This is a genomic window from Paracoccus aerodenitrificans (assembly GCF_027913215.1).
Lineage (GTDB): Bacteria > Pseudomonadota > Alphaproteobacteria > Rhodobacterales > Rhodobacteraceae > Paracoccus > Paracoccus aerodenitrificans.
This window is the reverse complement of the sequence record NZ_CP115784.1, coordinates 1904217-1929618: the sequence shown is the minus strand read 5'-3', so window position 1 is coordinate 1929618 and position 25402 is coordinate 1904217. Positions and strand designations below refer to the sequence as shown.

At 61.6% G+C, this 25402-nt stretch carries 18 protein-coding genes, 1 other RNA gene and 2 pseudogenes; 10 read left to right on the top strand and 11 right to left on the bottom strand.

Annotated features, from left to right (window positions below; genetic code table 11):
- Positions 1-68: 68 nt before the first annotated feature.
- Together hemA and PAE61_RS10840 are read left to right on the top strand one after the other, a co-directional pair.
- Positions 69-1298 (top strand): 5-aminolevulinate synthase, encoded by a 1230-nt coding sequence (gene hemA, locus PAE61_RS10845; protein ID WP_271112401.1) that lies wholly within the window; start codon positions 69-71, stop codon positions 1296-1298.
- 114 nt (positions 1299-1412) lie between these two features.
- Positions 1413-2702 carry a helix-turn-helix domain-containing protein gene (locus PAE61_RS10840; protein WP_434803068.1) on the top strand — a complete coding sequence of 430 codons (1290 nt, stop codon included), beginning with the start codon at positions 1413-1415 and terminating at the stop codon, positions 2700-2702.
- Positions 2703-2771: 69 nt separating this feature from the next.
- Here PAE61_RS10840 and hemN read toward each other — a convergent pair whose 3' ends face one another.
- Entirely contained in the window at positions 2772-4130 is a 1359-nt protein-coding gene (hemN, locus tag PAE61_RS10835; protein WP_271112400.1) for an oxygen-independent coproporphyrinogen III oxidase, read from the bottom strand.
- A 37-nt stretch (positions 4131-4167) separates the two neighbouring features.
- On the opposite strand from hemN, the gene fnrL reads away from it, so the two are divergent.
- Complete coding sequence (gene fnrL, locus PAE61_RS10830) at positions 4168-4941, top strand: transcriptional regulator FnrL (RefSeq protein WP_271112399.1); 774 nt, start codon at positions 4168-4170, stop codon at positions 4939-4941.
- Here fnrL and PAE61_RS10825 read toward each other — a convergent pair whose 3' ends face one another.
- The 4 genes from PAE61_RS10825 to PAE61_RS10810 form a co-directional block, all read right to left on the bottom strand.
- On the bottom strand, positions 4942-5622 hold the full coding sequence (locus PAE61_RS10825) for a M48 family metallopeptidase (protein ID WP_271112398.1): 681 nt from the start codon (positions 5620-5622) through the stop codon (positions 4942-4944).
- Positions 5623-5774: 152 nt separating this feature from the next.
- Positions 5775-6956 (bottom strand): vWA domain-containing protein, encoded by a 1182-nt coding sequence (locus PAE61_RS10820; RefSeq protein WP_271112397.1) that lies wholly within the window; start codon positions 6954-6956, stop codon positions 5775-5777.
- Positions 6956-7120 carry a hypothetical protein gene (locus tag PAE61_RS10815; RefSeq protein ID WP_271112396.1) on the bottom strand — a complete coding sequence of 55 codons (165 nt, stop codon included), beginning with the start codon at positions 7118-7120 and terminating at the stop codon, positions 6956-6958. Before PAE61_RS10815 ends, PAE61_RS10820 begins: the two co-directional genes overlap by 1 nt.
- The gene (locus PAE61_RS10810) at positions 7117-8769 is read right to left on the bottom strand and encodes an MORN repeat-containing protein (RefSeq protein WP_271112395.1); all 1653 of its coding nucleotides are present in this window, start codon (positions 8767-8769) and stop codon (positions 7117-7119) included. The genes PAE61_RS10815 and PAE61_RS10810 overlap by 4 nt, the downstream gene beginning before the upstream one ends.
- Before the next feature lie 117 nt (positions 8770-8886).
- Between PAE61_RS10810 and PAE61_RS10805 the strand changes: the two genes are divergently transcribed.
- Both PAE61_RS10805 and PAE61_RS10800 read left to right on the top strand, forming a co-directional pair.
- A complete protein-coding gene (locus PAE61_RS10805; RefSeq protein ID WP_271112394.1) occupies positions 8887-10557 on the top strand; it encodes an NAD+ synthase in 1671 nt (556 codons plus the stop codon).
- Positions 10547-10693 (top strand): hypothetical protein, encoded by a 147-nt coding sequence (locus PAE61_RS10800; RefSeq protein ID WP_271112393.1) that lies wholly within the window; start codon positions 10547-10549, stop codon positions 10691-10693. Before PAE61_RS10805 ends, PAE61_RS10800 begins: the two co-directional genes overlap by 11 nt.
- Here PAE61_RS10800 and PAE61_RS10795 read toward each other — a convergent pair.
- The gene (locus PAE61_RS10795) at positions 10675-11067 is read right to left on the bottom strand and encodes a VOC family protein (protein WP_271112392.1); all 393 of its coding nucleotides are present in this window, start codon (positions 11065-11067) and stop codon (positions 10675-10677) included. The two genes, PAE61_RS10800 and PAE61_RS10795, sit on opposite strands and share 19 nt — an antisense overlap.
- A 171-nt stretch (positions 11068-11238) precedes the next feature.
- Between PAE61_RS10795 and PAE61_RS10790 the strand changes: the two are divergent.
- The 3 genes and pseudogenes from PAE61_RS10790 (at position 11239) to rpmG (ending at position 13538) form a co-directional block, all read left to right on the top strand.
- Positions 11239-12623 (top strand): annotated as a pseudogene (locus tag PAE61_RS10790) (transposase).
- 243 nt (positions 12624-12866) lie between these two features.
- An RNA gene (gene rnpB, locus PAE61_RS10785) (RNase P RNA component class A) lies at positions 12867-13237 on the top strand.
- A 133-nt stretch (positions 13238-13370) separates the two neighbouring features.
- Positions 13371-13538 (top strand): 50S ribosomal protein L33, encoded by a 168-nt coding sequence (rpmG, locus tag PAE61_RS10780; protein ID WP_011750518.1) that lies wholly within the window; start codon positions 13371-13373, stop codon positions 13536-13538.
- Positions 13539-13692: 154 nt separating this feature from the next.
- Here the strand turns inward: rpmG and lnt are convergent, their stop codons facing one another.
- Together lnt and PAE61_RS10770 are read right to left on the bottom strand one after the other, a co-directional pair.
- Positions 13693-15225, bottom strand: a complete 1533-nt coding sequence (lnt, locus tag PAE61_RS10775) for an apolipoprotein N-acyltransferase (protein WP_271112391.1) — start codon at positions 15223-15225, stop codon at positions 13693-13695.
- Between the two features lie 561 nt (positions 15226-15786).
- Positions 15787-17271 (bottom strand): annotated as a pseudogene (locus PAE61_RS10770) (DEAD/DEAH box helicase); the annotation flags it as partial.
- Between the two features lie 208 nt (positions 17272-17479).
- Here PAE61_RS10770 and PAE61_RS10765 point away from each other — a divergent pair.
- Together PAE61_RS10765 and PAE61_RS10760 are read left to right on the top strand one after the other, a co-directional pair.
- Positions 17480-19591 (top strand): cation:proton antiporter, encoded by a 2112-nt coding sequence (locus PAE61_RS10765; protein WP_271112390.1) that lies wholly within the window; start codon positions 17480-17482, stop codon positions 19589-19591.
- Positions 19592-19714: 123 nt separating this feature from the next.
- Positions 19715-21331, top strand: coding sequence for a DUF4139 domain-containing protein (locus PAE61_RS10760; protein ID WP_271112389.1), 1617 nt, complete (start codon positions 19715-19717; stop codon positions 21329-21331).
- Here the strand turns inward: PAE61_RS10760 and PAE61_RS10755 are convergent, their stop codons facing one another.
- From PAE61_RS10755 to tkt, 3 genes are all read right to left on the bottom strand, one after another.
- Positions 21332-22243 carry a lysophospholipid acyltransferase family protein gene (locus tag PAE61_RS10755; RefSeq protein ID WP_271112388.1) on the bottom strand — a complete coding sequence of 304 codons (912 nt, stop codon included), beginning with the start codon at positions 22241-22243 and terminating at the stop codon, positions 21332-21334.
- Positions 22224-23156, bottom strand: a complete 933-nt coding sequence (locus PAE61_RS10750; protein WP_271112387.1) for a DMT family transporter — start codon at positions 23154-23156, stop codon at positions 22224-22226. The genes PAE61_RS10755 and PAE61_RS10750 overlap by 20 nt, the downstream gene beginning before the upstream one ends.
- Before the next feature lie 68 nt (positions 23157-23224).
- Positions 23225-25243 carry a transketolase gene (gene tkt / locus PAE61_RS10745; RefSeq protein ID WP_271115134.1) on the bottom strand — a complete coding sequence of 673 codons (2019 nt, stop codon included), beginning with the start codon at positions 25241-25243 and terminating at the stop codon, positions 23225-23227.
- Positions 25244-25402 lie beyond the last annotated feature (159 nt).

Genomic DNA, 25402 nt, shown 5'->3' with positions numbered 1-25402 from the left:
CCTTATCAATGTGGCGTCCGTTCGATTTGACATGATCGCACCCAGCAAGCAAGGCAAGGGACCCCGCGATGGATTACTCAGCTGCACTCGACCGCGCCATCGGCAGGTTGCATGAAGAAGGCCGTTACCGCACGTTCATTGATATTGAGCGTCGCAAAGGCGACTTTCCGAATGCCGTATGGAAGCGGCCCGACGGGTCCGAACAGGACATTACCGTCTGGTGCGGCAATGATTATCTGGGAATGGGCCAGCACTTGGTTGTGCTGGACGCGATGCATGAGGCGCTTGATGCCACCGGTGCGGGGTCCGGCGGAACGCGCAATATCTCGGGCACCACGGTGTATCACAAGCAGTTGGAAGCCGAACTTGCCGATCTGCACGGCAAGGAAGCGTCGCTGGTGTTTTCCAGCGCATATATCGCCAATGATGCCACGCTTTCGACCCTGCGGAAGCTTTTTCCCGGCCTGATCATCTATTCGGATGAGCTGAATCACGCCTCGATGATCGAGGGTATCAAGCGATTCGACGGCGCAAAACGGATCTTCCGGCATAATGATGTCGCCCATCTGCGCGAGTTGCTGGAGGCTGACGATCCGCAGGCCCCAAAGCTGATCGCTTTCGAATCGATCTATTCGATGGACGGCGATTTCGGCCCGATCGAGGCGATCTGCGATCTGGCGGATGAATTCAGTGCGCTGACCTATCTCGATGAGGTCCATGCGGTCGGCATGTACGGTCCGCGGGGCGGCGGCGTGGCCGAGCGCGACGGGCTGACCGACCGGATCGATATTTTCAACGGCACGCTTGGCAAGGCATTCGGCGTGTTTGGCGGCTATATCGCGGCGTCGGCGAAAATGGTCGATGCAATCCGCTCTTACGCGCCGGGATTCATCTTCACAACGTCTCTGCCGCCCGCTGTCGCGGCAGGTGCTGCGGCCTCGATTTCGTTTCTGAAAACTCCGGTCGGGCAGGAATTGCGTGATAAGCAACAGCTTCATGCAAGCATTCTGAAGATGCGGCTGAGAGGGCTTGGCATGCCGATCATCGACCACGGCAGCCATATCGTCCCGGTGCATGTCGGAAACCCGATTCACTGCAAGATGCTGTCCGATATGCTTCTCAACGATTTCGGGGTCTATGTTCAGCCGATCAACTTCCCCACCGTTCCGCGCGGCACTGAACGCCTGCGTTTTACCCCTTCGCCGGTCCACTCCGCCGATCAGATCGACGGGCTGGTGCGTGCGATGGATGCGCTCTGGTCACAATGTGAACTGAATCGCTCGGTAGCGGTGGCGTAACTGCGCAAGCCGGGGTGAACCCCTCTCGCCACTGTGATAAGCTTGTCTTAACTAATTCATGCAAAGCTGCGATTCGCGCGGCTTGCGACGGGCAGGAAATGTAGGACAGGCGTAATGATGGGGCTGAAGGCAAAGGCGGCGCCACAGCGGGAAGAATCTGATCCGCAGGGCGGCGGCTTTGACGATTTTGAGATGCGTCTCGGCGATATCATGCGGGGCGAGCGGGCGACGTTGGGGAAGTCCCTGCTGGATGTGCAGCGAGAGTTGCGAATCCGTGCAAGCTATATCTCCGCCATAGAAAACTGCGATAGTTCTGCTTTCGATGCGCCCAGCTTCGTATCGGGCTATGTCCGGTCTTATGCGCGTTATCTCAAGATGGACCCGGATTGGGTATTTGCGCGGTTCTGCGCCGAATCGGGGTTTGAGCCGACGCATGGCATGTCGCCCGTCGCCTCGGGTCCGAAACCGCAGCGCCGTCCCTCTGCCCCGGCAGAGGCTCTGGCAAATCCGCGTGCCCTGTTCATTCCGCAACCCGAATCGTTCTGGTCCTCGGTCGAGCCAAGGGCGATTGGTTCGGTCTTCGTACTGGTCGCGCTTGTGGCCGGTCTGGGTTACGGCGGGTGGTCGGTGCTTCAGGAATTGCAGAAGGTCAATCTGACCCCCGGCGATCAGCCGCCCGGCGTGACGGCGACGCTCGATCCCGTCGAATCGGCAGCGCAACCTGCTGTGGAAGAGGTTGACGACCTTGCCGTGAACCTGCCGCAGCCCGAGGGTCTGGACCGCATCTATCGCCCGCAGGTTCTTGAAATTCCCGTGCTGACAGCCCGTGACGGTCCGATTGCTGCCATCGACCCCGAGCTTTCCGCCCCGTCAGAGCCGGTGGAAGCCATGCCTGTACAACAGGCCGCTGCCGCGATTGAACCCCGGACGGACGCCTCGCCGCGTCAGATGGCAAGCGCGATGGATTACGGCCCGCAACTTCCTGCGGAACAGATGGCCGTTCGGACTGTCGCCCCCGACGCGCCAGAACTGGAGCTTCTTGCGGTCCGTCCCGCCTGGGTGCGCGTCACCTCGGCTGATGGAACGGTGCTGCTTGAAAAGACGATGGATGCGGGCGAGCGTTTCGCCATGCCCAAGCTGGAAGCCCCGCCGGTGCTGCGGGCGGGGAATTCGGGCGCTGTCTATTTCTCGGTCAACGGGAGGACCTATGGTCCGGCAGCGCCGGGAGCACAGGTCGTGAAAAACCTCGAACTCTCGCCGGCCAATCTGACTGCGAGTTATGCGTTTGCCGATCTGAGCAAGGATGAGGATCTGCGCAACCTGATCGCCGTCGCCTCTGCCGATCCCGCGCTGATAACGGGCGAAACCGGCAGCGAAAGGCCTGTGCCTCTTGGTCAGGAGTGACGCCGGACACGGCTGATCACCATGTCCGGGCTCAGAGGTGAAGCTTGACAGGTTTCCACCGCCGCGCCGTCAGATTGCCGTCGAATGCCCCTTTTCAGAGATGTCATAGGCATCCAGCATCCGCGCAATCATGCGGGTGAGGGGGCGGCAATCCTCGGGAATGAACAGGCTTCCATCCTGCTCAAGCGTGACCATCTGGCCGAACCGGGCGAGAATGGGACGAAACAAATCTGCAAGCGCCGCATCGTTCAGACCGAAACGCTGCTTCATTTCGCCCGAACCGATACGGAAATCGCACATCAGCGCCTCGATCATCCGCGCCCGCCAGAGATCCTCATCGCTGAAAACATGCCCGCGTGTAATCGACAGCCTGCCTTCTGCAATCGCCTTGGCATGGGCGCCGGTTGCGGGGGCGTTCTGTGCGAAACCCTGCCGATAGCGTGAGATCGAGGACGCCCCCAACCCGATCAGCGTCTCAGACTGATCGTCCGTATAGCCCTGAAAATTGCGCCGCAGCCTTCCGGCCCTTTGCGCCGTCGCCAGCCCGTCACCGGGCCGGGCAAAATGGTCGATGCCGATTTCGGCATAGCCATCCGCAAGAAACAGCTCACGGGCCGTATTGAACAGCGCGAGCCTTTCCTGAGGAGAGGGCAGGGCCTCGGACGGGATCATTACCTGACGTTTCGCCATCCACGGCACATGCGCATAGCCGTAAAGCGCCACCCGGTCGGGCGACAAGGCCAGCAATTTCTGAACCGATTCCGAGATACGGATATTATCCTGATAGGGCAGGCCGAACAGAATATCGGCATTGACGCTTTCCACCCCGCGATCACGGATCATCTGCACCGCCTGCGCGGTCAGATCGAAGCTTTGCAGGCGGCCGATGGTTTCCTGAATCTGGGGATCGAAATCCTGAACGCCGATACTGGCACGGGTCAGCCCCGCCTCGGCCAGAGCATCCATCCGCGCATCGTCGATCTCATTCGGGTCGATCTCGACCGAGAATTCCGCGCCCTCCGCAAGCGGGAAAGCCTCGAACACCGCCGCCGCGATGCGCCGGATCATGTCGGGCGGCATAAGGGTCGGTGTGCCGCCGCCCCAATGCAGCCGCGACAATTTTATCCCCGGCGCAAGACGGGAGGTCAGAAGTTTCAGCTCGGCCAGAAGCGTTTCGGCATAGGCCCGGACCGGCGCGTCGGATTGCGTGCCCTGTGTCCGGCAGGCGCAGAACCAGCACAGCCGACGGCAGAACGGCACATGCATGTAAAGCGAGATCGTCGCATTTTCAGGGATGGCCACCTGCCACGCTGCGACCTGGTCTGCGTCAATCTCGGGCCGGAACTGAGTGGCCGGAGGATAAGATGTATAGCGCGGCGCACGTGCGTCAAATAGCCCCAAGCGCGAGAATTGAGATTCCTGTTCCATAGCGATAGAAATAAATGGCGAACAGGATTTAGCATTGATGCATGTCAAACTAGCTACAGCCGCAATTGCAGCTCCGCCAGATCATACGAGCTGCGATGAATGCCCGATCAGGGATCGTGCCGTCTGCGCTCATTGCGAGGCAGAGGACCTGAAGCGTCTTGAGGCTGCGAAATATCACCGGACCGTGGAAGCCGGTCAGGTGATCCTGTGGGCGGGCGACAGGATGGATTTCGTGGCCTCGATGATCGAGGGCGTGGCCAGCCTGACCCGGACGCTGGAAGACGGCCGCACCCAGATGGTCGGCCTGTTGCTGCCAAGCGATTTTCTAGGCCGCCCGGGACGCGCAACCGCAGCCTATACCGTCACCGCCGTCAGCGATGTCCGCCTGTGTTGCTTCCGCCGCAGACCCTTCGAGGAGATGATGCTGGCCAATCCCCGCATCCCCTCGCGTCTGCTGGAAATGATGCTGGACGAACTTGATGCGGCGCGTGAATGGATGCTGCTTCTGGGCCGAAAATCCGCACGGGAAAAGATCGCCTCTTTGCTGATCATCCTCGCCCGGCGCGAGGCGGCGTTGCAGCGCAGGCGGCCCTCGGGACAGATCCGCCTGTCTCTGCCGCTGACGCGCGAGGCGATGGCGGATTATCTGGGGCTGACGCTGGAAACGGTCAGCCGTCAGGTCTCGGCGCTGAAACGTGAAGGGGTGATCGAACTTGACGGCAAGCGCGGCGTGGTGGTCCCGGATTTTGAGCGCCTGCTCAGCGAAAGCGGCGACGATTCCGACGATGCCGACGGCGCACCGATAAGCTGATCACTGCCAGCGGGCCAGATTGGCACGGATCGCCGCCACCCGTTTTTCGGTATGCGGATGCGATAGCAACCACGCAGGCGATGCCGAGCGCCGACCGCCGGAAAGACGATCCAGCTTTTCGAACAGAGAGATCTGCGGAGCAGCCCCGATCCCCGATTTTATCAGCAATGCGGTGGCGAAACGGTCGGCTTCGAATTCGTCCTGCTGAGACAGACGTGCCGCGATCGCCGCCGTCGCCAGATTGATCAGCCACGGTCCGATAAACGGCACGAAGCGGCCAATAGTCCCGATCAGAAGCGTACGGATCACGTTCTGGCCCGCGAAGTCGATCATCCGGCGTCGCGAATGACCATGCGCGACGTGACCCAGCTCATGAGCGACGACGCCAGCTATTTCTTCCGGAGAGACCTCTCCGCGATCCATCTTTTCGATGAAGCCGCGCGTCACGAAGATCCGCCCATCCGGCGCGGCAAGCCCGTTCATCATCGGGACCTCGTAAATCCAGGCCTGAATGCGCGGAAGCTCCATCGCTGCACCCAAACGGTCCAGAAGAGGAGTCAGCCGGGGGTGCTTCATCGGGCTCGACCGCTCAGCCAATTCCCGTTTCATGCGCCATGCCGAAAAGAACCACATCGCGGCGAAATAGGCGAGAACCAGAAGGAGGGGCGTCAGCTTCAGCATATCTCAGATGTGGGCCGGTTTTACCCTTCGATCAAGACACTGTTTCGGGCCTTTGGGGTTTCGCCAGCGCCGGATTCGGGTATTTACATGAAGAAGAAGCGCGGGGATTTCTTCTTCATGTAAATACCCTTCTGCGGTGGGTCGGTTGATGCTCAGCCAAGGATGCGCATCGCTTGGGACAACCCGTCAAGCGTCAGCGGGACCATCCGGTTTTCGAAGATCTCTTCGACCATGCGGATGGACTGGGTGTATCGCCAGTTCTGCTGTGGAACCGGGTTCAGCCAGATATGATCCGGCCAGGTTTCACAGGCGCGGCGCAGCCAGACTTCTCCGGCTTCGGCATTCCAGTGTTCATTTGCCCCGCCCGGCATTGCGATCTCATAGGGAGACATCGAGGCGTCGCCGACGAAAATGCATTTATAGTCGCGCCCGTAGCGATGAAGGATGTCCCAGCTTGGCGTGGTCTCGGTCCAGCGTCTGCGCGAATCCTTCCAGACCGCTTCGTAAAGGCAGTTATGGAAGAAGAAATGCTCCATATGCTTGAACTCGGCCCGCGCGGCGCTGAAGAGCTCGTCTACCACGCGGATATGATCATCCATCGAGCCGCCGACATCCAGAAACAGCAGCACCTTCACCGCATTGCGCCGCTCGGGCCGGGTTTTCACGTCGATATAGCCGTGATCGGCAGTGGCGCGGATCGTGGCGGGCAGGTCAAGCTCATCGGCAGCGCCGTGCCGCGCCCATTGCCGCAGGCGTTTCAGCGCCACCTTGATATTGCGGGTGCCCAGTTCGACAGTGTCGTCGAAATCCCGGAATTCGCGCTTGTCCCAGATTTTCACGGCCCGGCGATGACGCGATTCGTGCTGGCCGATCCGCACACCTTCGGGATTATAGCCGTAAGCGCCGAAGGGCGATGTCCCCGCCGTGCCGATCCATTTATTGCCGCCCTGATGGCGGCCCTGCTGCTCGGCAAGGCGTTCTCGCAGTTTCTCCATCAGCTTCTCGAAACTGCCCGTGGCCTCAATTTCGGCTTTCTCGGCATCGGTCAGCAGCTTCTCGGCCATTTTCTCCAGCCATTCGCGTGGCAGTTCGACCTGCTGCAACAGCGCCTCGACCGGGATCTGTTCAACGCCTGAGAACGACTCGGCGAAGGCGCGGTCGAAGCGGTCGATATGGCGTTCATCCTTCACCAGACAGAGCCGCGCGAAGTAATAGAACTCATCCGGGGAATATCCCGCGACGCCCTTTGACAGCCCGCCGAGCAGGTCGAGATATTCCCGCAGGCTGACCGGAACGCCCTGTCTGCGCAGACTGTCGATGAAGGGGCGGAACATCAGATCATACGGTCGATGATGATTGTCGCAAACACTCCGGCTATTGCGAATATCAGCGCATGGGCCAGAGCCCATTGCCAGCGATCCTTCCGGTCTCCGCCGGATTTCCCGGCGCGTTGCCAGCCGAGCCACAGCCCTGCAAGTATGCAGACGATAACGATCATTGCATGTCCTCTGTTTCTGAGATGTCGCTGGAACCGGGTGCGGGGATGCTGACCGCGTTCCCGTTTTCGACCGATGGTAATGTGCCGGGGTCGTCGGGCATGTCGCTGTCATCCGGCATGGCCGGGGCTTCTGCGCCGCCTTCCGTGGTTTCTCCGGGCTGTGTTGCTTCGCCCGGAGCCGGGGCCGCCGATTGCAGGCGGTTCTGATCCCAGACGCCCGAGGCAACCTCTCCGGTGCTGTAATGCATCACGCCCTGGCCCTGACGTTTTCCGGCGACGAACTGGCCGGTATAGACATCGCCCGTCGCATAGCTCGCCTGACCTTCGCCGTCGATTTCCCCGTCCTTCCAGCCGCCCTCATAGATGAAACCGTCCGGCGTGGTCAGCTTGCCCTGACCTTCGCGCAGCCCTTCCGAGAACTCTCCCGTATAGACCGTGCCGTCGGGATAGGTGGCCTGACCGCGCCCGTCGCGCTGCCCGTCCTTCCACTCGCCGTTATAGACATAGCCATCAGGATAGGTCATGCGGCCCTGTCCCTCGATCTTTGCCTGGCTGAAGCCGCCCTCATAGATCATGCCGTTCGCGTATTCGGCCCGGCCCCGCCCCTCGATCACGCCGTTGACCCAGTCTCCGTCATAGGTGGCCCCGTCAGCATAAGTGATCCGGCCGCGCCCGTGAGGCTGGTCGTCGCTCATCTGCCCCTCATAGACCGCCCCATCCGGATAGGTGATCCGGCCCTGTCCGGCCATCCGGCCTGCATTCCATTCGCCGGTATAGACATAACCATCCGTGCCGGTGAAGGTGCCGATGCCGTGGCGCTTGTCGTTCTGGAAGCCGCCCTCATAGATATCGCCATTGGCATAGGTCGCCTTGCCCTCGCCCTCACGCTTGCCGGCCCGCATCTGCCCTTCATAGCGGTCGCCGGATTGCTGGGTCAGCGCACCCCGCCCGGACATCTGCCCGGCCTCCCACACGCCATCATACACCAGCCCGTCCTGCATGGTCAGCCTGCCGCGCCCGGCGCGTTGCCCGGCCAGCATCTGCCCTTCATAGACCGACCCGTCGGGATAGGTGATATGCCCCTGACCTTCCTTGACCCCGTTGACCCAGTCTCCGTCGTAGCGATAACCATTCGGCTGGGTCAGAATCCCCTTTCCGTGATGCATCGCATTGCGGAAGCCGCCTTCATAGCGGGCGCCATTGGCATATTCGGCGACGCCTGAGCCGGTGATCTGGCCCTCGACCCAATCCCCCTCATAGGTGCCGCCATCGGCATAGGTGATCCGGCCCTTTCCGTTCGGCTTGCCCTGCGCGAAGCTGCCCTCATAGATCGACCCGTTGGGAAATCTTGCGCGGCCCTGTCCGAGGATTTCCCCCTCGACCCAATCCCCCTCATACTCATAGCCCGAGGGCAGGCTGTATTTCCCCCGGCCATGTTGCAGACCGTTCCGGAACGTGCCTTCATAGATACCGCCATCATCATATTGCTTGGTGACGATATTTTGCCGGTCAGCGACCGAATCCCGCGCCGCGACGCCCTGCTGTGCCTCGCTGTTTCCCTGCGCGTCGCCGTTTTGCTGCGCCGTGTTGTCCTGCGCCACGGCTGGCGCCGCAAACGCCAGAATAACCGCTGCCAGAGCTGCTTTCATGCCCGCCTCCGTTCTTTGCCCCTCGTTTAGCCCATGCGGAACCGCAGCGCAAAGCCTGCCGTTCCCCTTCGCCGTCGGCTGCGCTATGGCTGGCGCAAGCATATCGAGGGACCGATCATGACCGACAGCATCCGCATCACGATTGCACAGCTTAATCCGACCCTTGGCGACCTGGAGGGCAACGCGGCCAAGGCCCGTTCCGCCTGGGAAAAGGGCAGGGATGCGGGCGCGGCCATCGTCTATCTGCCCGAGATGTTCATCACCGGCTATCAGACCCAGGATCTGGTGCTGAAAAAGGGCTTCACCGATCACGCCGTCGAACAGGTCGAGGCGCTTGCCCGCCAATGCGCCGACGGTCCCGCCCTTGGCATCGGCACGCCTTGGGCGAGCGAGGGCAAGCTTTATAACGCCTATTTCATCTGCGAAAGCGGCAAGATCACCGCTCGCGTACTGAAACACGATCTGCCCCATAAACAGCTTTTCGACGAGTTGCGGCTGTTCGATTCGGGCCCGATCTCGGGGCCCTACAGCATCGGCGGCGTGCGCATCGGCTCCCCTATTTGCGAAGACAGCTGGTGGCCCACAGTTGCCGAAACGCTGGAGGAATCCGGCGCCGAAATCCTTGTTGTGCCCAATGGCTCTCCCTATCACCGGGGCAAGCTGGATCTGCGCATGGGGCATATGGTCGCGCGGGTGGTCGAGAACCGCCTGCCGCTGGTCTATCTGAACTCGGTTGGAGGGCAGGATGACCAGATCTATGACGGGGCCAGTTTCGTGCTGAATCCCGGGCCGGATGGCGGCGCGGAAAAAGCCGTGCAGCTTGCCCCCTTCGACGAAGTGATCGAACATATCGACTTAACCCGCACCGATGCAGGCTGGCGGGCAAAGCCGGGCCAGATGGCCGAACAGCCCGATGAGTGGGAACAGGATTACCGCGCCATGATGACCGGGCTGCGCGACTATTCCCGCAAGAACGGCTTCCGCAAGGTACTCCTCGGCATGTCAGGCGGTATCGATTCGGCGCTTGTCGCCACCATCGCCTGCGATGCGCTTGGCCCGGATAATGTGCGCTGCGTGATGCTGCCCTCGGAATATACCTCACAGGCCAGTCTGGACGATGCCGCCGATTGCGCGAACCGGCTCGGCGCAAGGCTGGACACGGTGAAGATCGACGGAGCCCGCGACGCGGTGGCCGACGCCCTCGCCCATCTGATGGAGGGGACCAAGCCCGACACGACCGAGGAAAACATCCAGTCCCGCCTGCGCGGCCTGATGCTGATGGCGATCTCGAACAAATTCGGCGAGATGCTGCTGACCACCGGCAATAAATCCGAGGTCGCGGTGGGCTATGCCACGATCTATGGCGACATGGCGGGCGGCTATAACCCGATCAAGGATCTGTACAAGACCCGCGTCTTCGAAACCTGCCGCTGGCGCAACGAGAACCACCGCGGCTGGATGATGGGCAAGACCGGAGAGGTCATCCCCCCGCAGATCATCACCAAACCCCCAAGCGCTGAGCTGCGCCCCGACCAGAAAGACAGCGATTCCCTGCCGCCCTATGACGTGCTGGACCAGATCCTGTTCGGTCTGGTCGAAGAGGACCTGTCCCTGAAAGACCTCGTCGCCCGCGGCTTCGATGTCGAAACGGTGAAAAAGGTCGAAAAGCTGCTCTATCAAAGCGAATGGAAACGCTATCAGGCCGCCCCGGGTCCGAGGATCTCGACCAAGGCCTTCTGGCTGGACCGGCGCTATCCGCTGGTGAATAGATGGCGGGATGAGTTGTGAGGGTGGCGGTTTCTCGGTCAGCGGCGATGGAGCGCCGGATCAGGTGATGACTTTGGTGCTCGGGTTTGCGATGTCGGTGATGCGGGACGAAGCGGTCACAGGACTCGACCGCTATCTTCATGTCCCTGCAGCGTAGCAGACTGCTTGTAGCTTATTCCCATCTGGGTCTCGAACATATGCGGCGTAGTAGTTTTCGCCGTAATGTGGTCTCGGCCCCGGTTTTCCGGCGCAGCTCCCACCTAGTCGCAGAGCAGCCTCGTGAAAGCTGTGAACAGCCTCCTTCGTCTCCGCGACAAATGCGATATGCGTCCCATTCCCCCATGTCGAAGGACGCCCATCTTCTGGCGGATAAAGGTAAATCGTCGGCATTCCGCCCTTCTCATAGGCTGGAGGCTTCCCTGGCGGCTTGGGCAAGCGCTCGAAGCCGAGAACCCCAAGAACCTCATCGTAGAAGAGACCGGCACGCTCGGTGTCATTGGTCCCGAGCGTGATGTGACTAATGATGGACATATTTACCTCTCTGGGTTCTGCGAAAAGAATAAAGCAGGAACACTTGCCCGCCAAGACCTTTCGGAGCTTTGGTTCTTCACGACAGCAAACGGCTTATTTTGTTGAAAAACTCGTGCTTGATTGAAGGGCATCTGGCTGATTCAATTCCTGCAATGGGTGGGAGGATTGGCGATGATGGGACCGCGGCAGGAGGCGCAGCCGGCGCTGTTTTACGAGTTCTCACTGGAGGATCATGTTCCTCAGGAGCATCTTCTTCGGTCCATTGATCGGTTTGTCGATCTCAGCAGCATCCGTGCGCATCTTTCGGATTTCTACAGCCACACCGGCCGGCCGTCTGTCGATCCCGAGTTGCTGATCCGGATGCTGCTGGTTGGCTATTGCTTCGGCATTCGTTCGGAGCGGCGCCTTTGCGAAGAGGTGCATCTGAATCTGGCCTATCGCTGGTTCTGCCGCCTGGATCTCAGCGACCGGGTTCCGGATCATTCGACGTTTTCGAAGAACCGGCACGGGCGGTTCCGCGACAGCGAGTTGCTGAGGCATCTGTTCGAGATGACCGTCACGCGCTGCATCGAGGAGGGGCTGGTCAGCGGCAGCGGCTGGCGGTGGATGCCAGCCTGATCGAGGCGGATGCCAATAAGCAGAACTCGACAGCGAAGGAAGATTGGGATGCAACGCTGATAGACCCCTCGGATGCGCCCCGCGCCGTGCGCGAATACCTTGACACGTTGGACAAGGCCGCATTTGGCGCCGCCAGCGAGGTCCATCCGAAATTCACCTCACATTCCGACCCGGCCAGCCAATGGACGGCGGCGCGCAAAGGTCCGGCATTCTTCAGCTATTCCGACAATTACCTGATCGACACGGATCATGGCGTGATTGTCGATGTCGAGGCGACACGATCCATCCGGCAGGCCGAGGTCGGATCAACCAAAACCATGCTGAAGAGGGTGAAAGACAAGTTCGACCTGCATCCTGAACGCCTGATCGCGGATACCGCCTACGGCACCGGACCGATGTTGGGCTGGCTGGTCGACAGGGGCATTGCCCCGCATATCCCTGTCTTCGACAAGTCCGGGCGCAATGACGGCACCTGGACCCGGGCAGACTTCGAATGGGATGCAGAGAACGATCAATACATCTGCCCGGAAGGTCACAGGCTCAAACAGTTCCGCCGCAACTATTCGGACCCGAACCGCGGCCCGACTGGCAAGGGAACCGCCAAATACCGCGCACTGAAACTGACCTGCCAGTCCTGCCCATCGAAACAGAAGTGCTGCCCGAACGCCGATGCCAGATCAATCACCCGCGAGGAACACGAAGATGCGCGCCAGATCGCCCGGGACATCGCCAAGACCCGCCAATACGAAATCTCGATGAAGCTCCGCAAGAAGGTCGAGATGCTGTTTGCTCATCTGAAACGCATCCTCGGGCTGGGGCGCCTGCGGCTAAGGGGACCTTGCGGCGCGAACGACGAATTCCTCCTTGCCGCCACCGCCCAGAACCTCCGCAAACTCGCCAAGATCTTTCCTGCACCGCAGCATCCGCGAAAAGCCTGACACCAGAAAGGCTTGCACCCGAAGGAAACGGTCCAAAAGGCCCCCGATGGCAACGCGTTTTTCCACAGAATCGGCTCAAAACCGATATCCCCTCCCGTCCAGACTGCCCGCATCGCCACGCGCAACCACCACCCGAAGGAATATCCGCCTGCTTCGACACCCAGTGTACCCTCGGTGTACGCCCGGATCAGCCGTTTTCCGGCCACTTGACCCACAGGCGCAAACCCCTCATATCCCCCTCACGCGGATGGCCGGATGACCGCGGGGCGCATGCTTCGAGGAAAGTCCGGACTCCATGAGGCAACGGTGCCGGGTAACGCCCGGCGGGGGTAACCCCAGGGAAAGCGCCACAGAGAACAGACCGCCCGTGCCAGCACGGGTAAGGGTGAAACGGTGGGGTAAGAGCCCACCGGGGGGCTGGCAACAGACCCCGCATGGCAAGCCCCACCGGGAGCAATGCCGAATAGGGACCTCGTGCCGGAAACGGCAGCGCCGCCTTGCGCCAGAAGGTCCGGGTTGGCAGCTTGACGCACGCAGTAATGCGGCGCGCAGAGGAATGGTCATCCAGAGGGGCAACCCTCGGACAGAATCCGGCTTACAGGCCATCCGCGTATTAACTGCCACCCAGTGGTGAAAACCCGTTATACCCCATGTTTTCCTGTTGACATGGCGGCCCCGCACGCTAAATAGCGGGCTTCACGAATTTCCACGGTGGCCGTCCGGTGCCGCCGCAGCAGGAGAAGCAACATGGCGAAGCCGACGACGATCAAGATCCGTCTGAACTCGACGGCCGGGACCGGGCATTTCTATGTCACCAAGAAAAATGCCCGCACCATGACCGAAAAGATGACGGTCAACAAATACGACCCGGTTGTGCGCAAGCATGTCGAATACAAGGAAGGCAAGATCAAGTAAGATCGCGCTTTCTGACGGAACTGAACGAACCGCGCCCCGGCGCGGTTTTTTCATATCCGCATGCTGCTCAGGCTGCGCCGTCGCATGGATATTTGACCCAGGATGAAATTCAGCCTGGCGGAAATATCCCCGCCGGAGGCAAGGGCGGCAATGCTCAGCGGCGACGGCGCAAGGCTGCGACGAACAGAACCGCGAATGAGATCAGCAATACCGGCAAGGGACCGGTCCGGGTCCAGAACGTCGTGCCAAGCGGGGCGGCAAGTCCTGCATCGATATGGCCCATTGCTCCGAGAGGGAGGCTGGAAGTGATGCGCCCAAGCGGATCGATTGCGGCGGTAATCCCGGTATTGGCCGCTCGCATCAGCGGCATGCCGGATTCGATTGCGCGCAGCCTTGCCTGCGCAAGATGCTGGTACGGGCCGGAGATCGTGCCGAACCATGCGTCATTCGTGACCTGCAGAAGCCACTTGGCGCCGTTTACCGACCGGAGATGTTGGGGAAAGATCGCCTCGTAACAGATCAGGGGCTGAAGCGGAGGCAGCCCCTCGGGGGTCATGACCGCCGGGCCGGGGCCGGGCGTATAGCCATAGCCCTGCTGCGCGGCGAAAGCGCCGATTCCGAGGCGGGACAGGAAGTCTCCCCAGGGGATGTATTCACCGAAGGGGACGAGGTGGAATTTGTCGTAGGTCTCGGCCAGCGTGCCCTCGCGGGTGATCTCGATCAGCGCATTATAGTAGCGCTCATCCTCGGCGCGCTGAATGCCCATCAGGACCGGAGCGCCTGCGGCCTCGCTGATGACGGGGAGAATGTCATCGGCCTGATTGAGCAGAAAGCCGACCGCCGTTTCGGGCCAGATCACCGCATCGGGCGGTGGACCTTCTGGCGGTGCCGCACTTTCTGTCAGCAGTCTTTCCCAGAAGATCTGCGCCCAGTCGGGATCCCATTTCAGCGCCTGCTCGGCATTTGGCTGAACCAGCCGGATGGTCTTGCCGGTCATTGTGATTTTTGTGTCGAGACGGAGCAGGCCTCCGGCCCAGACCACCGCGATCAGAAGCAGCGAAATGATCGAGCCGGGCAGGAAGCGGTGCCAGTCCGGGCCGTGGCTGCGCTGAAAGAGAACCGGCAAAGCGGCGGCTGCAACGGTCAGGGCCGACAGCCCGATGCCGCCGATGAAAGATGCGGCCTGAGCGGCGGGGGTGCCGATCCAGATATGGCCGAGGATCGTCCAGGGGAACCCGGTGAAAATCCAGCCGCGCAGCCAGTCCGACAGAACCAGAGCGGCAGCGAAGGCCGCGACACGCGCAAGTCGGTCATTCGTCAGGCGTCCGGCCAGCCATCCCGGTACGGCCCAGAATACGCCGCCGCCAGCGGCCATCAGGATCAGGGCGAAAGGGGCCATCCAGCCATAGATTTCTGGCTGGACCAGAAACGGTTCCACGATCCAGCTCAGGGCCAGTGCGAAATACCCGGCCCCTGCTACGCCTCCCTTCAAACATGCCGCGCGGGTGGTGGCAGCGGTCCCGATGCGCCAGAACAGAATGCTCAACGCGATGATGGTCACCGGCCAGAGGCCCCAGGGTGCCTGACCCAAAGCGCAGGCTGCGCCCAGAAGGAAGTTCAGCACGGCGCCCATCCATGATCGCCGCCGCAGGGCTTTACCAGTGGCGGAGGCGGTGTCGGCGCTCATCGCTGCGCGTCAGTCTTGCTTGCTTTCGCCGTCCGAAGGCTCGGCCGCGTTGGCATCGGGGTCTGCATCCTTATCGGCGTCTGCCTTCTTGCGGCTGCGCGAGGGTGCACGGCGTTTGGGTTTCGGCTTATCCTCGGCCTGATTTTCGGAGGAGTCGGACCCGGTTTCGCCTGCGTCGGCTTCTTTCTTGCTTGTACGGCGGGTGCGCCGGGCTGGTTTTTTCTCAGCTTCGGGCTGAGCCTCTTCTGCTATGCTGTCGCCTTCCGGTGTCTCGGCGTCTGCCTTTTTGGCAGAGCGGCGGCGTCGCTTCGGCGCGGGTTTTTCCGATGGCTCATCCGCAACCTCATTCTGAGGCTCGGCTTCGGCATGTTCTGCCGGAGGCGGATCGGTTGGAGTTGCGTCCTCGGCTGCGGCTTCCGGAACGTTGTCCTGTGTGACGTCGTCCTTGGTCGCAGGTCTGGCGCGGCGCTTGCGCGTGGGTTTCGGCGTATCGTCATCAGCAGGCGCGGCGTCGCTGTCGGATTGCTCGATTGCGGCCTCAGTCGCGGCAAGAGCCGACGCAAAGCTGTGCTTCATGAATTCGGGAATATGGTCGCCCATGCCGGTAATGGCGGGGCCGCCGTCACTGCGGCGACGGTCATTCCCGCGACCGCCCCGACGGTTATCGCTGCCGTCATGACGGTTTTCGCCACGGCTTTCATTGCGACCTGCATTGCGATCCGAATTGCGGCTTGTCTCCGCTCTGGTTTCGGCGGCAGGTTGCTGCTGCGCTTCCTGATCGCGCGGTGTCGTCCCGTTATCCTTTTCGCTGCGCCGTCCGCGGCTGCGCGACCGGCTGCCTCCTTTGGCGTCACGCGGCGGGCGCGGGGCGGATCTTGCCGCATCGGACAGGCTGAACCCTTCCGGAGGATCCACGCGCGGCAAGGCGTGTTTCACGAGGTTTTCGATCCCCGAGATATATTTTTCGTCCGCGGGTGTAGCGATGGAATAGGCCGTCCCTTCGCGCCCGGCGCGTCCGGTCCGGCCGATACGGTGGACATAATCCTCGGCGTGAGAGGGCAGGTCGAAATTGAACACATGGCTGACCGCCGGAATATCGAGACCACGCGCCGCCACATCCGAGGCCACCAGAAAGCGCAGCGAGCCGTCGCGGAATGCCTCCAGCGTGCGGGTGCGCTGCGACTGGTCCAGATCGCCGTGGATTGGAGCTGCGTCGAAACCGTGCTTTTTCAAGGATTTGGCGACAATATCTACTTCAGTCTTGCGGTTACAGAAGATGATGGCGTTTTTCAGACCCTCGCCCTCGGCTTCGATCAGCGCACGCAGAAGCTCGCGTTTCTGCTTGGCGGTCTGGTCTTTCCGGGTCGGTGTGATCTCGATCATCTTCTGGGTGATGGTTTCCGAGGTCGTGGCCTGACGCGCGACCTCGATCCGTTCGGGCGTATGCAGGAAGGTGTTGGTGATCCGCTCAATCTCGGGGGCCATCGTGGCACTGAAGAACAGCGTCTGGCGCGTGAAAGGCGTCAACTGGAAAATGCGTTCGATATCGGGGATGAAGCCCATATCCAGCATCCGGTCGGCCTCATCGACGACCATCACCTCGACCCCGGTTAGAAGCAGCTTGCCGCGCTCGAAATGGTCCAGCAAACGGCCCGGAGTCGCGATCAGCACATCGACGCCACGGTCGATCAGCTTGTCCTGTTCGCCGAAGGACACGCCGCCGATCAGCAGCGCCTTGGTCAGCCTTGTATGCTTGGCATAGATGTCGAAATTCTCGGCGACCTGCGCCGCCAGTTCCCGCGTCGGGCACAGCACGAGGCTGCGCGGCATCCGTGCCCGCGCCCGTCCACGCGACAGGCGGGTGATCATCGGCAGGGTGAAACTGGCCGTCTTGCCGGTGCCGGTCTGTGCGATGCCCAGAACGTCGCGCCCCTCAAGAGCGGGCGGAATGGCCCCGGCCTGAATCGGCGTGGGGGTTTCGTACCCGGCTTCGGCAATTGCCTTCAGGACTTTCGGGTCGAGCTTAAGATCGGAAAACTTGGTCATATGCGTCCATTTGCTGTGCGATACGGCACAGAAGAAAAAATGGGACGCAATTTCACGCCCCTCGTTCGTCCGCCGGATGCAGACGGTTTTGGCCTAGCCGAAACCCTGCCAGTCGTCAATATTTACGAAATTTCAGTCTTTCAGAGCGACTTTCGGGGAACAGAATCGCCTCTGTAAAGGTTGCCGTCCGCGTAATGAGGGAATTTCAATGGCAGCAGGTTCAGGTGGGCTCAGCCCGGTAGAAGCATTCGCCCTTGTCGGCGTTGCAGGTGTTGGGGCGCAATGGCTGGCCTGGAAGTTCCGCCTGCCGGGCATTGTGGTGATGCTGGCCGTGGGGCTTGTTCTTGGCCCGCTGACGGGGATTTTCATTCCTGAACGCGATATCGGCGATCTTGTCACGCCGATGATCTCGCTTGCCGTGGCGGTGATCCTGTTCGAAGGCGGGCTGACGCTGAATTTCAAGCAACTCGCCGATGCTGCGCCGGGTGTCCGCAGGCTGGTGATTATCGGCGCTCCGCTTGGCTGGCTGCTGTCCTCGCTGGCGCTTGCCTATATCGCCGGGCTGAGCTGGCAGTCCTCTGTCGTATTCGGCGGCGTCATGATCGTGACCGGACCGACCGTGATCGCGCCGCTTCTGCGCACGGCGCGGCTTTTCAACCGTCCCGCTCAGCTTCTGCAATGGGAAGGTATCGTCAACGATGCGGTCGGTGCCCTTGTCGCGGTGATCGCGCTTGAGGTTGTGCTGGTCAGGCAACAGGAACTGAGCGCGGCTGAAGCTGTCTGGACGGTTGTGTCGGGGATCGCCTTTGCGACGCTGATCGGATTCGGCGCGGCGGTCGCCATTATCAAGGCGTTCCGGGAATCGCTGGTGCCGGAATATATGAAAGTGCCGCTTCTGTTTGTGGTGGTGATCTTCGCATTCGCGCTGTCCGACATGGTGCTGCACGAATCCGGCCTGCTGGCGGTTACAGTGATGGGGCTGATCATCGCCAATGCCGATCTGCCGTCCTATACCGAAATTTATCGCTTCAAGGAGCAGGCGACGACGCTTCTTCTGTCGGGCGTCTTTATCCTGCTGGCAGCAAGCGTGAATCTTGAGATGCTGGAATTGCTGAACTGGCGCTCTGCGCTGTTCATTCTGGCGGTCATCCTGCTTGTGCGCCCCGCGACGGTGCTGACCTCGCTGGCGGGAACGCCTATTCCGTGGAAAGAGCGGCTTCTGGTTGCGTTCACCGGCCCGCGCGGGGTGGTGCTGCTGGCGATTTCCGGCCTTTTTGCCGAAAGGCTGGTGGCCGAAGGTGTTCAGGATGGTGCGGTGCTGCAGCCTCTGGCCTTCGTGCTGGTGCTGACCACGGTCATTCTGCACGGTTTCGGGCTGAAGCCTCTGGCCGAGAAACTGGAACTGAGCTCGGGTGAAAAGCCCGGCCTGATCATTGCGGGCGGATCGGCCTTTGCGACGGGTCTCGCGACGGCTTTGATCAAGGCGGATGTGAAGGTGCTGGTGACGGACCCGAACCGGGCCATGCTGCGCTCGGCGCGCGATGCCGGTGTGCCGACCTATTACGGGGATATCCTGTCGGAAGCCGCGGAACATGGTGTGGAATTCATCACCTATTCGACGATCCTCGTTGCGTCGGATAATGACGCCTATAACACATTGGTCGCGACTGACCTTGCGCCGGAATTCGGCCGTGACGCGATCTGGCAGATCTCACGTGCGAAAGAAGACCGCGCCCGCCATTCTCTGCCAAGCCAGCTTGGCGGGCAGGGGATCAATGGTGGCCGCACATTGGCGCAATATCTGGAGTTGCTGGCCGATGGCTGGATTTTCCGCAACACCCGCCTGACCGAGGAATATACGCTTGAGGACTGGCGCAAGGCGCGTGAGGGCGCGATTCCGCTTGTCACGATCGCCGATGGAGAGGTCCGTTTCGTCGGTCGCGACGAAAAGCTGGAAGGTGCGCCGGATATGCGGATTGTCTCGCTTATCCCGCCAGAGGTTGCCGAACAGATCCGGCGCGAATCCGACGAGGTCTCGAAAGAGCGCGAACTGGCCCGGGAAGAGGCCAAGGCCGTGCGCAAGGGGGCAGGCAGCGGCAGTCAGCATGAAGACGATACACGCGATCCGGCTGACGCCTCGGATGATGAGGTTCTGGATGAGAATGGCGAGGAACCGACGGACGATGCCGAGGTTGCCGCCGATGAAAACCGCAGCGAATCGGGTGGTTCGGATGATAGCGGGGCCTATTATGGCGGGACCGATCAGGCCGCGCAGGATGGCTCCGAGGCCACGCCGGACTCGGGCAACAAAAAGGACTGAACCGGCGGGGCGGCGCAAGCGCGGCCTATCCGGGACACGCGGATTTTATGTTCCGCAGGATAAGTTGTGTTGTTTCAGCCCGGTATCGGGGCGCATGATCTTCCCGTCGTCGAAAGGAAGAATATGCGTCATTTACTTGCAAGCGCCGCGCTGCTGGCAGCGGCTCCCGCCTTCGCCGAGCGGTTTGAGGTTTCCGCCCCGGTCCGTGCCGCAACGCTTTATCCGCAGGGGGCCAGTGTCACGCGCGAGATCGGGCTTGATCTGCCAGCGGGCTCTCATGAGTTGATCGTCACCGGCCTGCCTGCGGGCACGCAACCCGCCGGGCTGCGGATCAGCGCCGAGAATGCCGTCATCGGCGCGGTCAATCTGCAACATGACCGCGCCCTTCCCGACACCGCACCCGAGCAGGAGGCTGTCGAGGCTGCGCAGGCCGAGGTGCATCGTCTGGAATTCAGTTTGCGGCAGCGCGATGCCCGGGTCGAAGCGATCCGTGCCGAAGTGACCACCGCCCGCGATGTGATCGATTTTCTCAAAGAGCTTGCGACCTCGGACGGGGCCTCATCGGGTGATGTCAGCAGCCTGGCGGATACGGTTTCCGCGCGTATTCTGCAGGCGAGAACCGATGCGATCGACGCCGAGACACGGGCGCAGGAAGCCGAACAGGGGCGCGAGGCTGAGGCGCGGTTGCTGGAACAGGCCCGCGCGAGGCTTGCGGCATTGCGTCAGCCGCCTCAGCCCGAAGCCGCTCTGGTGATTGCGGTCGAGGGGCAGGGCGCTCCGGCGACGATCCGGATCAGCTCATCGGAAGCGCAGGCAAGCTGGTCGCCGGTCTATGATCTGCGGCTCGATACTCAGGCCGAGACGCTGACCCTTCAGCGCGGTGTGCTGGTCAGTCAGGCAACCGGAGAGGATTGGTCGGATGTCTCTCTGACCCTCTCCACCGCGCGTCCCTCGCAACGCGCAACCCCTTCCGAGATTTCGCCGTGGATCGTCAGCATCTTCGATCCCGAGCAGAGCTTCGCCGCGGACCTGCCCGGCGCGCGAATGGAGATGATGCAGGATGGCGCGGCTGTGATGGCCGAAGCCGCGCCTGCGCCTGCCGCGCGGACCGAGTTTCTTGGGGCGACGGCGGTTTATCGTTACGACAGCCCGGTAAATCTGCGCGACGGAGTGGATTCGCTGCGTCTGAATCTCGATCAGAAACAGCTTCCGTTGCTGGATCTCGTCGCCGAGGCTGTGCCGTCGAGCGACAGCACCGCCTATCTGGTCGTGGACAGTGAAAACAGCCTTGATGAGGTGATCCTGCCCGGACAGGCGACGCTTTATTCCGATGGCGCGATGGTGGGGCAGCGGCAACTGGATCTGACCGCCGCCGGGGATGAGATGAAGCTTGGTTTCGGTGCGATTGACGGGATTGTTCTGGAACGCATCATGCCGGATCGTCAGGGCGGTGACCGGGGCCTGATCCGACGTTCTTCCGCGCTGACCGAGACCGCCATTCTGTCGGCTGAAAACCTGACGAACCGGAATTACACGCTGCGGATGACCGACCAGGTGCCTGTCTCTGAGCAGGAGGATCTTAAGGTTGAATGGACCGCCTCGGTTGATCCAACCGAGGTGGCGCCGGATGGGAAACGTGGTGTTCTTGTCTGGGAAATGCCTCTGGTTTCCGGCGAAAAACAAGAGATTACGCTGGAAACCTCGATGCGGTGGCCGGAGGGGATGGTGCTGATCGAGTGATCAGCGCCCGCGCTTCTTCCAGCGGCGATGGACCCAGAACCATTGCCCGGGATTGGCGCGGATCCGCCGTTCCAGATCGTCATTCAGCGCCTGCATCATCTGTTCAGGATCGCTATGCGCGACCGGATCGCCAACCTCGACGCTGAAACTCAGCCCGTCGGGCTGGCGCACCCCGGCAATGGGTAGCAGAAGCGCATCATAGCGCAGCGCCAGCTCTGCCGGGGTCAGAACGGTGCGTGAATCCATGCCGAAAAACCGCAGCGGTGTGCCATCATGGACGAACTGGTCGAAACCGAGCGCCAGCATCCCGCCGCCGCGCAGAAATTTCAGCATTGCTGCAAAGCCCGAGCGGCCACGCGGAAAGATCGGCTCGGCAATGCTGCGCATGGCGGGGATGTAATGCGCGTTGAAGGCGGGATTGTTCATCGGACGATACAGCGCCCCGACCGGCCATCCCTGAGCGGATAAGGCAGCACGCATCGCGTCGTAATTGCCGAAATGTGCACAGGCGAGGATCACTGGGCGGTCCTGTTCGCCCGCCTCGCGCAGGGCTTGCAGCCCGGGTCCCGTCAGCGGGTCCGCCCCGGCGATGCGCGAGACGAATTCCTCGCCCGAATAGATCTCGGCCATCGACCGCCCGGCATTGTCCAGAACGCTGCGTGCGATGCGCTTGCGCTCCGATGCTGAAAGCTCCGGCATGGCCAGAGACAGGTTTTCGCGGGCGCGGGCGGTCCAGCCCGCAACAGGCCCCAACATATGTGCGAAAAACCACCCGACAAGCGGGATACGCCGGTGATAGGGCAGCATCCTTGCCAGTCCCATCACCGCGAGGAATGCAGCATTTGCGACCCGGTCGATAAAGCTGATCGGGTCGTCGTTGCTTTGTGCGTCGCTATTCAGTTTGTCCGGCAAGCTGTTTTTCCCGTGACCAGATATAGATGCCCGCGCCAACGATGATGGCCGCGCCCAGAATCGTCCAGATATCCGGCAGCACGCCCCAGAACAGTAGGCCCCAGACTCCGGCCCAGATCACACCTGTATAGCCGAATGGCGCGATGGCTCCGGCTTCTGCAATCGAGAACGCCTTGATCAGCAGCGCCTGCGAGGCGGCTCCGAAAACGCCGATCAGCCCATATGCCCATAAATGCTGCATCTGGATCGGCTGCCAGAAAAACGGCACCACGACCGAGCTTGCGATTGCGCCGACCATGACCGACCAGATCAGCGAGGTGCCAAGCGGGTCCGCGCGAACCATGCGCGTCAGCAATGCGCCTGCCGCGAAGGTGAATGCGCCGATCAGCGGCAGCAGCGCCGCCGGATGGAACACGCCCATGCCGGGGCGAATGATGATCAGCGCCCCGATCATTGCTGCAGCAATGCCCAATATCCTGCGCCAGCCGATCTTCTCGCCCAGAAACAGCGCCCCGCCCAGTGTGATCAGCACCGGGTTCATATCCATGATCGCGGTTGCCTCGGCGATGCCAATATATTTCAGCGAGGTGAAAAACAACGAGACCGAGGCAAGCTGCGTCATCGCCCTCCAGAACTGGAATATCGGGCGATGTGATCGCAGAAGGGGAAAGAACCGGGCGCGGAATACGATCAGCACGACCGCCAGATTGCCCATGAAGCGGGCCCAGACCACCTGTGCGGGGCTGTAATACTGGCCCAGATATTTGGCCGTCGCGTCCATCAGTGTGAACAGGAAAATCGCTGAGCACAGGATCAGGATGCCCCGCGTCTGATCCGATCCCGGGACATGACGCGTACCGTCCCGCTCGCGTCCGAACAGCGCAAAGGCGCGGGGCAGAGGTCGTAAAGCCATCAGGACAATGCAGCGAAATCAATCCGCTGCATTCCATTCCTTGAGGATGATGCGACCTTTGCCGCCACTTACAGCAGCGCCTTGGCCGTATCGGCCACTGCGGCGGGGGTGATGCCGAACTCTTCATAGAGCTTCGGCGCCGGTGCCGAGGCACCGAACCCGTCCATTCCGACAAAGCCCGAGGTCGCATCGCTGCCCCGTTCGCCCATCAGCAGCCAGTCCCAGCCTTGACGCACACCCGCCTCGACGGCGACGCGGACCGTGCCGCCCGGCAGCACTTTCTCGCGGTATTCGGCGTCCTGTTCGCGGAACAGCTCCATGCAGGGGACCGAGACGACACGGGTCGGGATACCGGCGGCTTCCAGCGTTTTCTGCGCTTTGACAGCGATTTCGACCTCGGATCCCGAGGCCATCAGGATCACCTTCGCCGCGGCAGAGGCCTCACGCATCACATAGGCACCTTTTGCCGACAGGTTCTCGCCGGTTTCCTGACGCAGAAGCGGCAGGTTCTGCCGTGACAGCGCCATGACAGAGGGTGCATCGGTGGTTTCAAGCGCGATTTCCCACGCCTCGGCGGTCTCGATCAGATCGCAGGGACGCAGCATCAGCGTATTCGGCGTGGCGCGGCAAATGGCCAGATGCTCGACCGGCTGGTGAGTCGGGCCATCCTCGCCGAGACCGATGGAATCGTGGGTCATCACGTAGATCGTCCCGATCCCCATCAACGCCGACAGCCGCATCGAGCCGCGGGCGTAATCGGTGAAGGTCATGAACGTCCCGCCATAGGGCCGGAAGCCGCCATGCAGGAAAATCCCGTTCATTGCGGCGGCCATGCCATGCTCGCGGATGCCGTAATGGATATAGCGCCCGGCGCGGTTCTGCACGTCGAACACGCCCAGATCCGAGGTTTTGGTGTTGTTCGAGCCGGTCAGGTCGGCCGAGCCGCCGAACATTTCGGGCAGGGCGGGGTTGATGACTTCCAGCACCATCTCGGACGCTTTGCGGGTCGCCACTTTGTGCTGCCCCTCAAGCGCCTGATCCTTCAGCGCATTGATCGCCGGAGCCAGCCTGCTGCTGACCTCGTTCGAAATGCGGCGGGCGAATTCGTCGCGCTCTTCAGCGGGCAGCGCATCGACGCGTTTCTGCCATGCTTCGCGCTCGGCAGCGCCCCTGCTGCCGATTTTGCGCCATTCCGAGAGGATTTCCTCAGGAATGACGAATTCCGGGCTGTCCCAGCCATAGGCGCGGCGGGTCGCGGCGATTTCCTCGTCGCCAAGCGGCGAGCCATGTGCGCCTGCCGTGTCCTGTTTCTTGGCCGAGCCATATCCGATGATCGTCTTGCAATCGACAAGGGTCGGGCGGCCATCGGATTGCGCGGCTTCGGTCAATGCGCGGTCGATATCATCGGTATTGTGGCCGTCGCAGGACAGGACGCGCCAGCCGGATGCCTCGAACCGTTCGCGCTGATTGGTCTTGTCGGAAAGCGAGACGCGGCCGTCGATGGTGATGTTGTTATTGTCCCACAGCACGATCAGCCGGCCCAGTTGCTGCGCTCCGGCAAGGGCGATGGCCTCCTGGCTGATCCCCTCCATCAGACAGCCATCGCCTGCGATGACCCAGGTGCGGTGATCGCAGAGCTTGTCCCCGAATTCGGCCCGCATCGCTTCTTCCGCGATGGCGAAGCCGACCGAATTGGCGATGCCCTGACCCAGAGGCCCTGTCGTCGTCTCGATCCCGTCAGCATGCCCGTATTCGGGATGACCGGCGGTGATCGCGCCCCATTGGCGGAAATTCTTGATCTGCTCGATCGTCATATCCTCATAGCCGGTCAGATAGAGCAGCGCGTAAAGCAGCATCGAGCCGTGGCCCGCGGACAGGATAAACCGGTCGCGGTCGAACCAGTTCGGTGCCGAGGCGTCGAATTTCAGATGTTTCCCGAACAGGACCGTCGCGACATCGGCCATGCCCATCGGCATGCCGGGATGCCCGGAATTGGCGGCCTGCACCGCATCCATCGCCAGGACCCGGATAGAGGTGGCGAGATTCCAGTGCTCGGGATCGGATTTGCGGCGGGCGTCGAGGTCCAGTTCCATGCGGATATCCTTTGATACGGGCTTGCGCCCCTGATAGCAGGTGCAGGCCCGGTTTCAAGTCGCGCTGCCGGGGGAGGACCCTGATTCGGCCGGCAGCGGCCTGAAATGCGGGCTTTCGCTTGACTTCCACCGCCGAATCCTTCATATACCCGC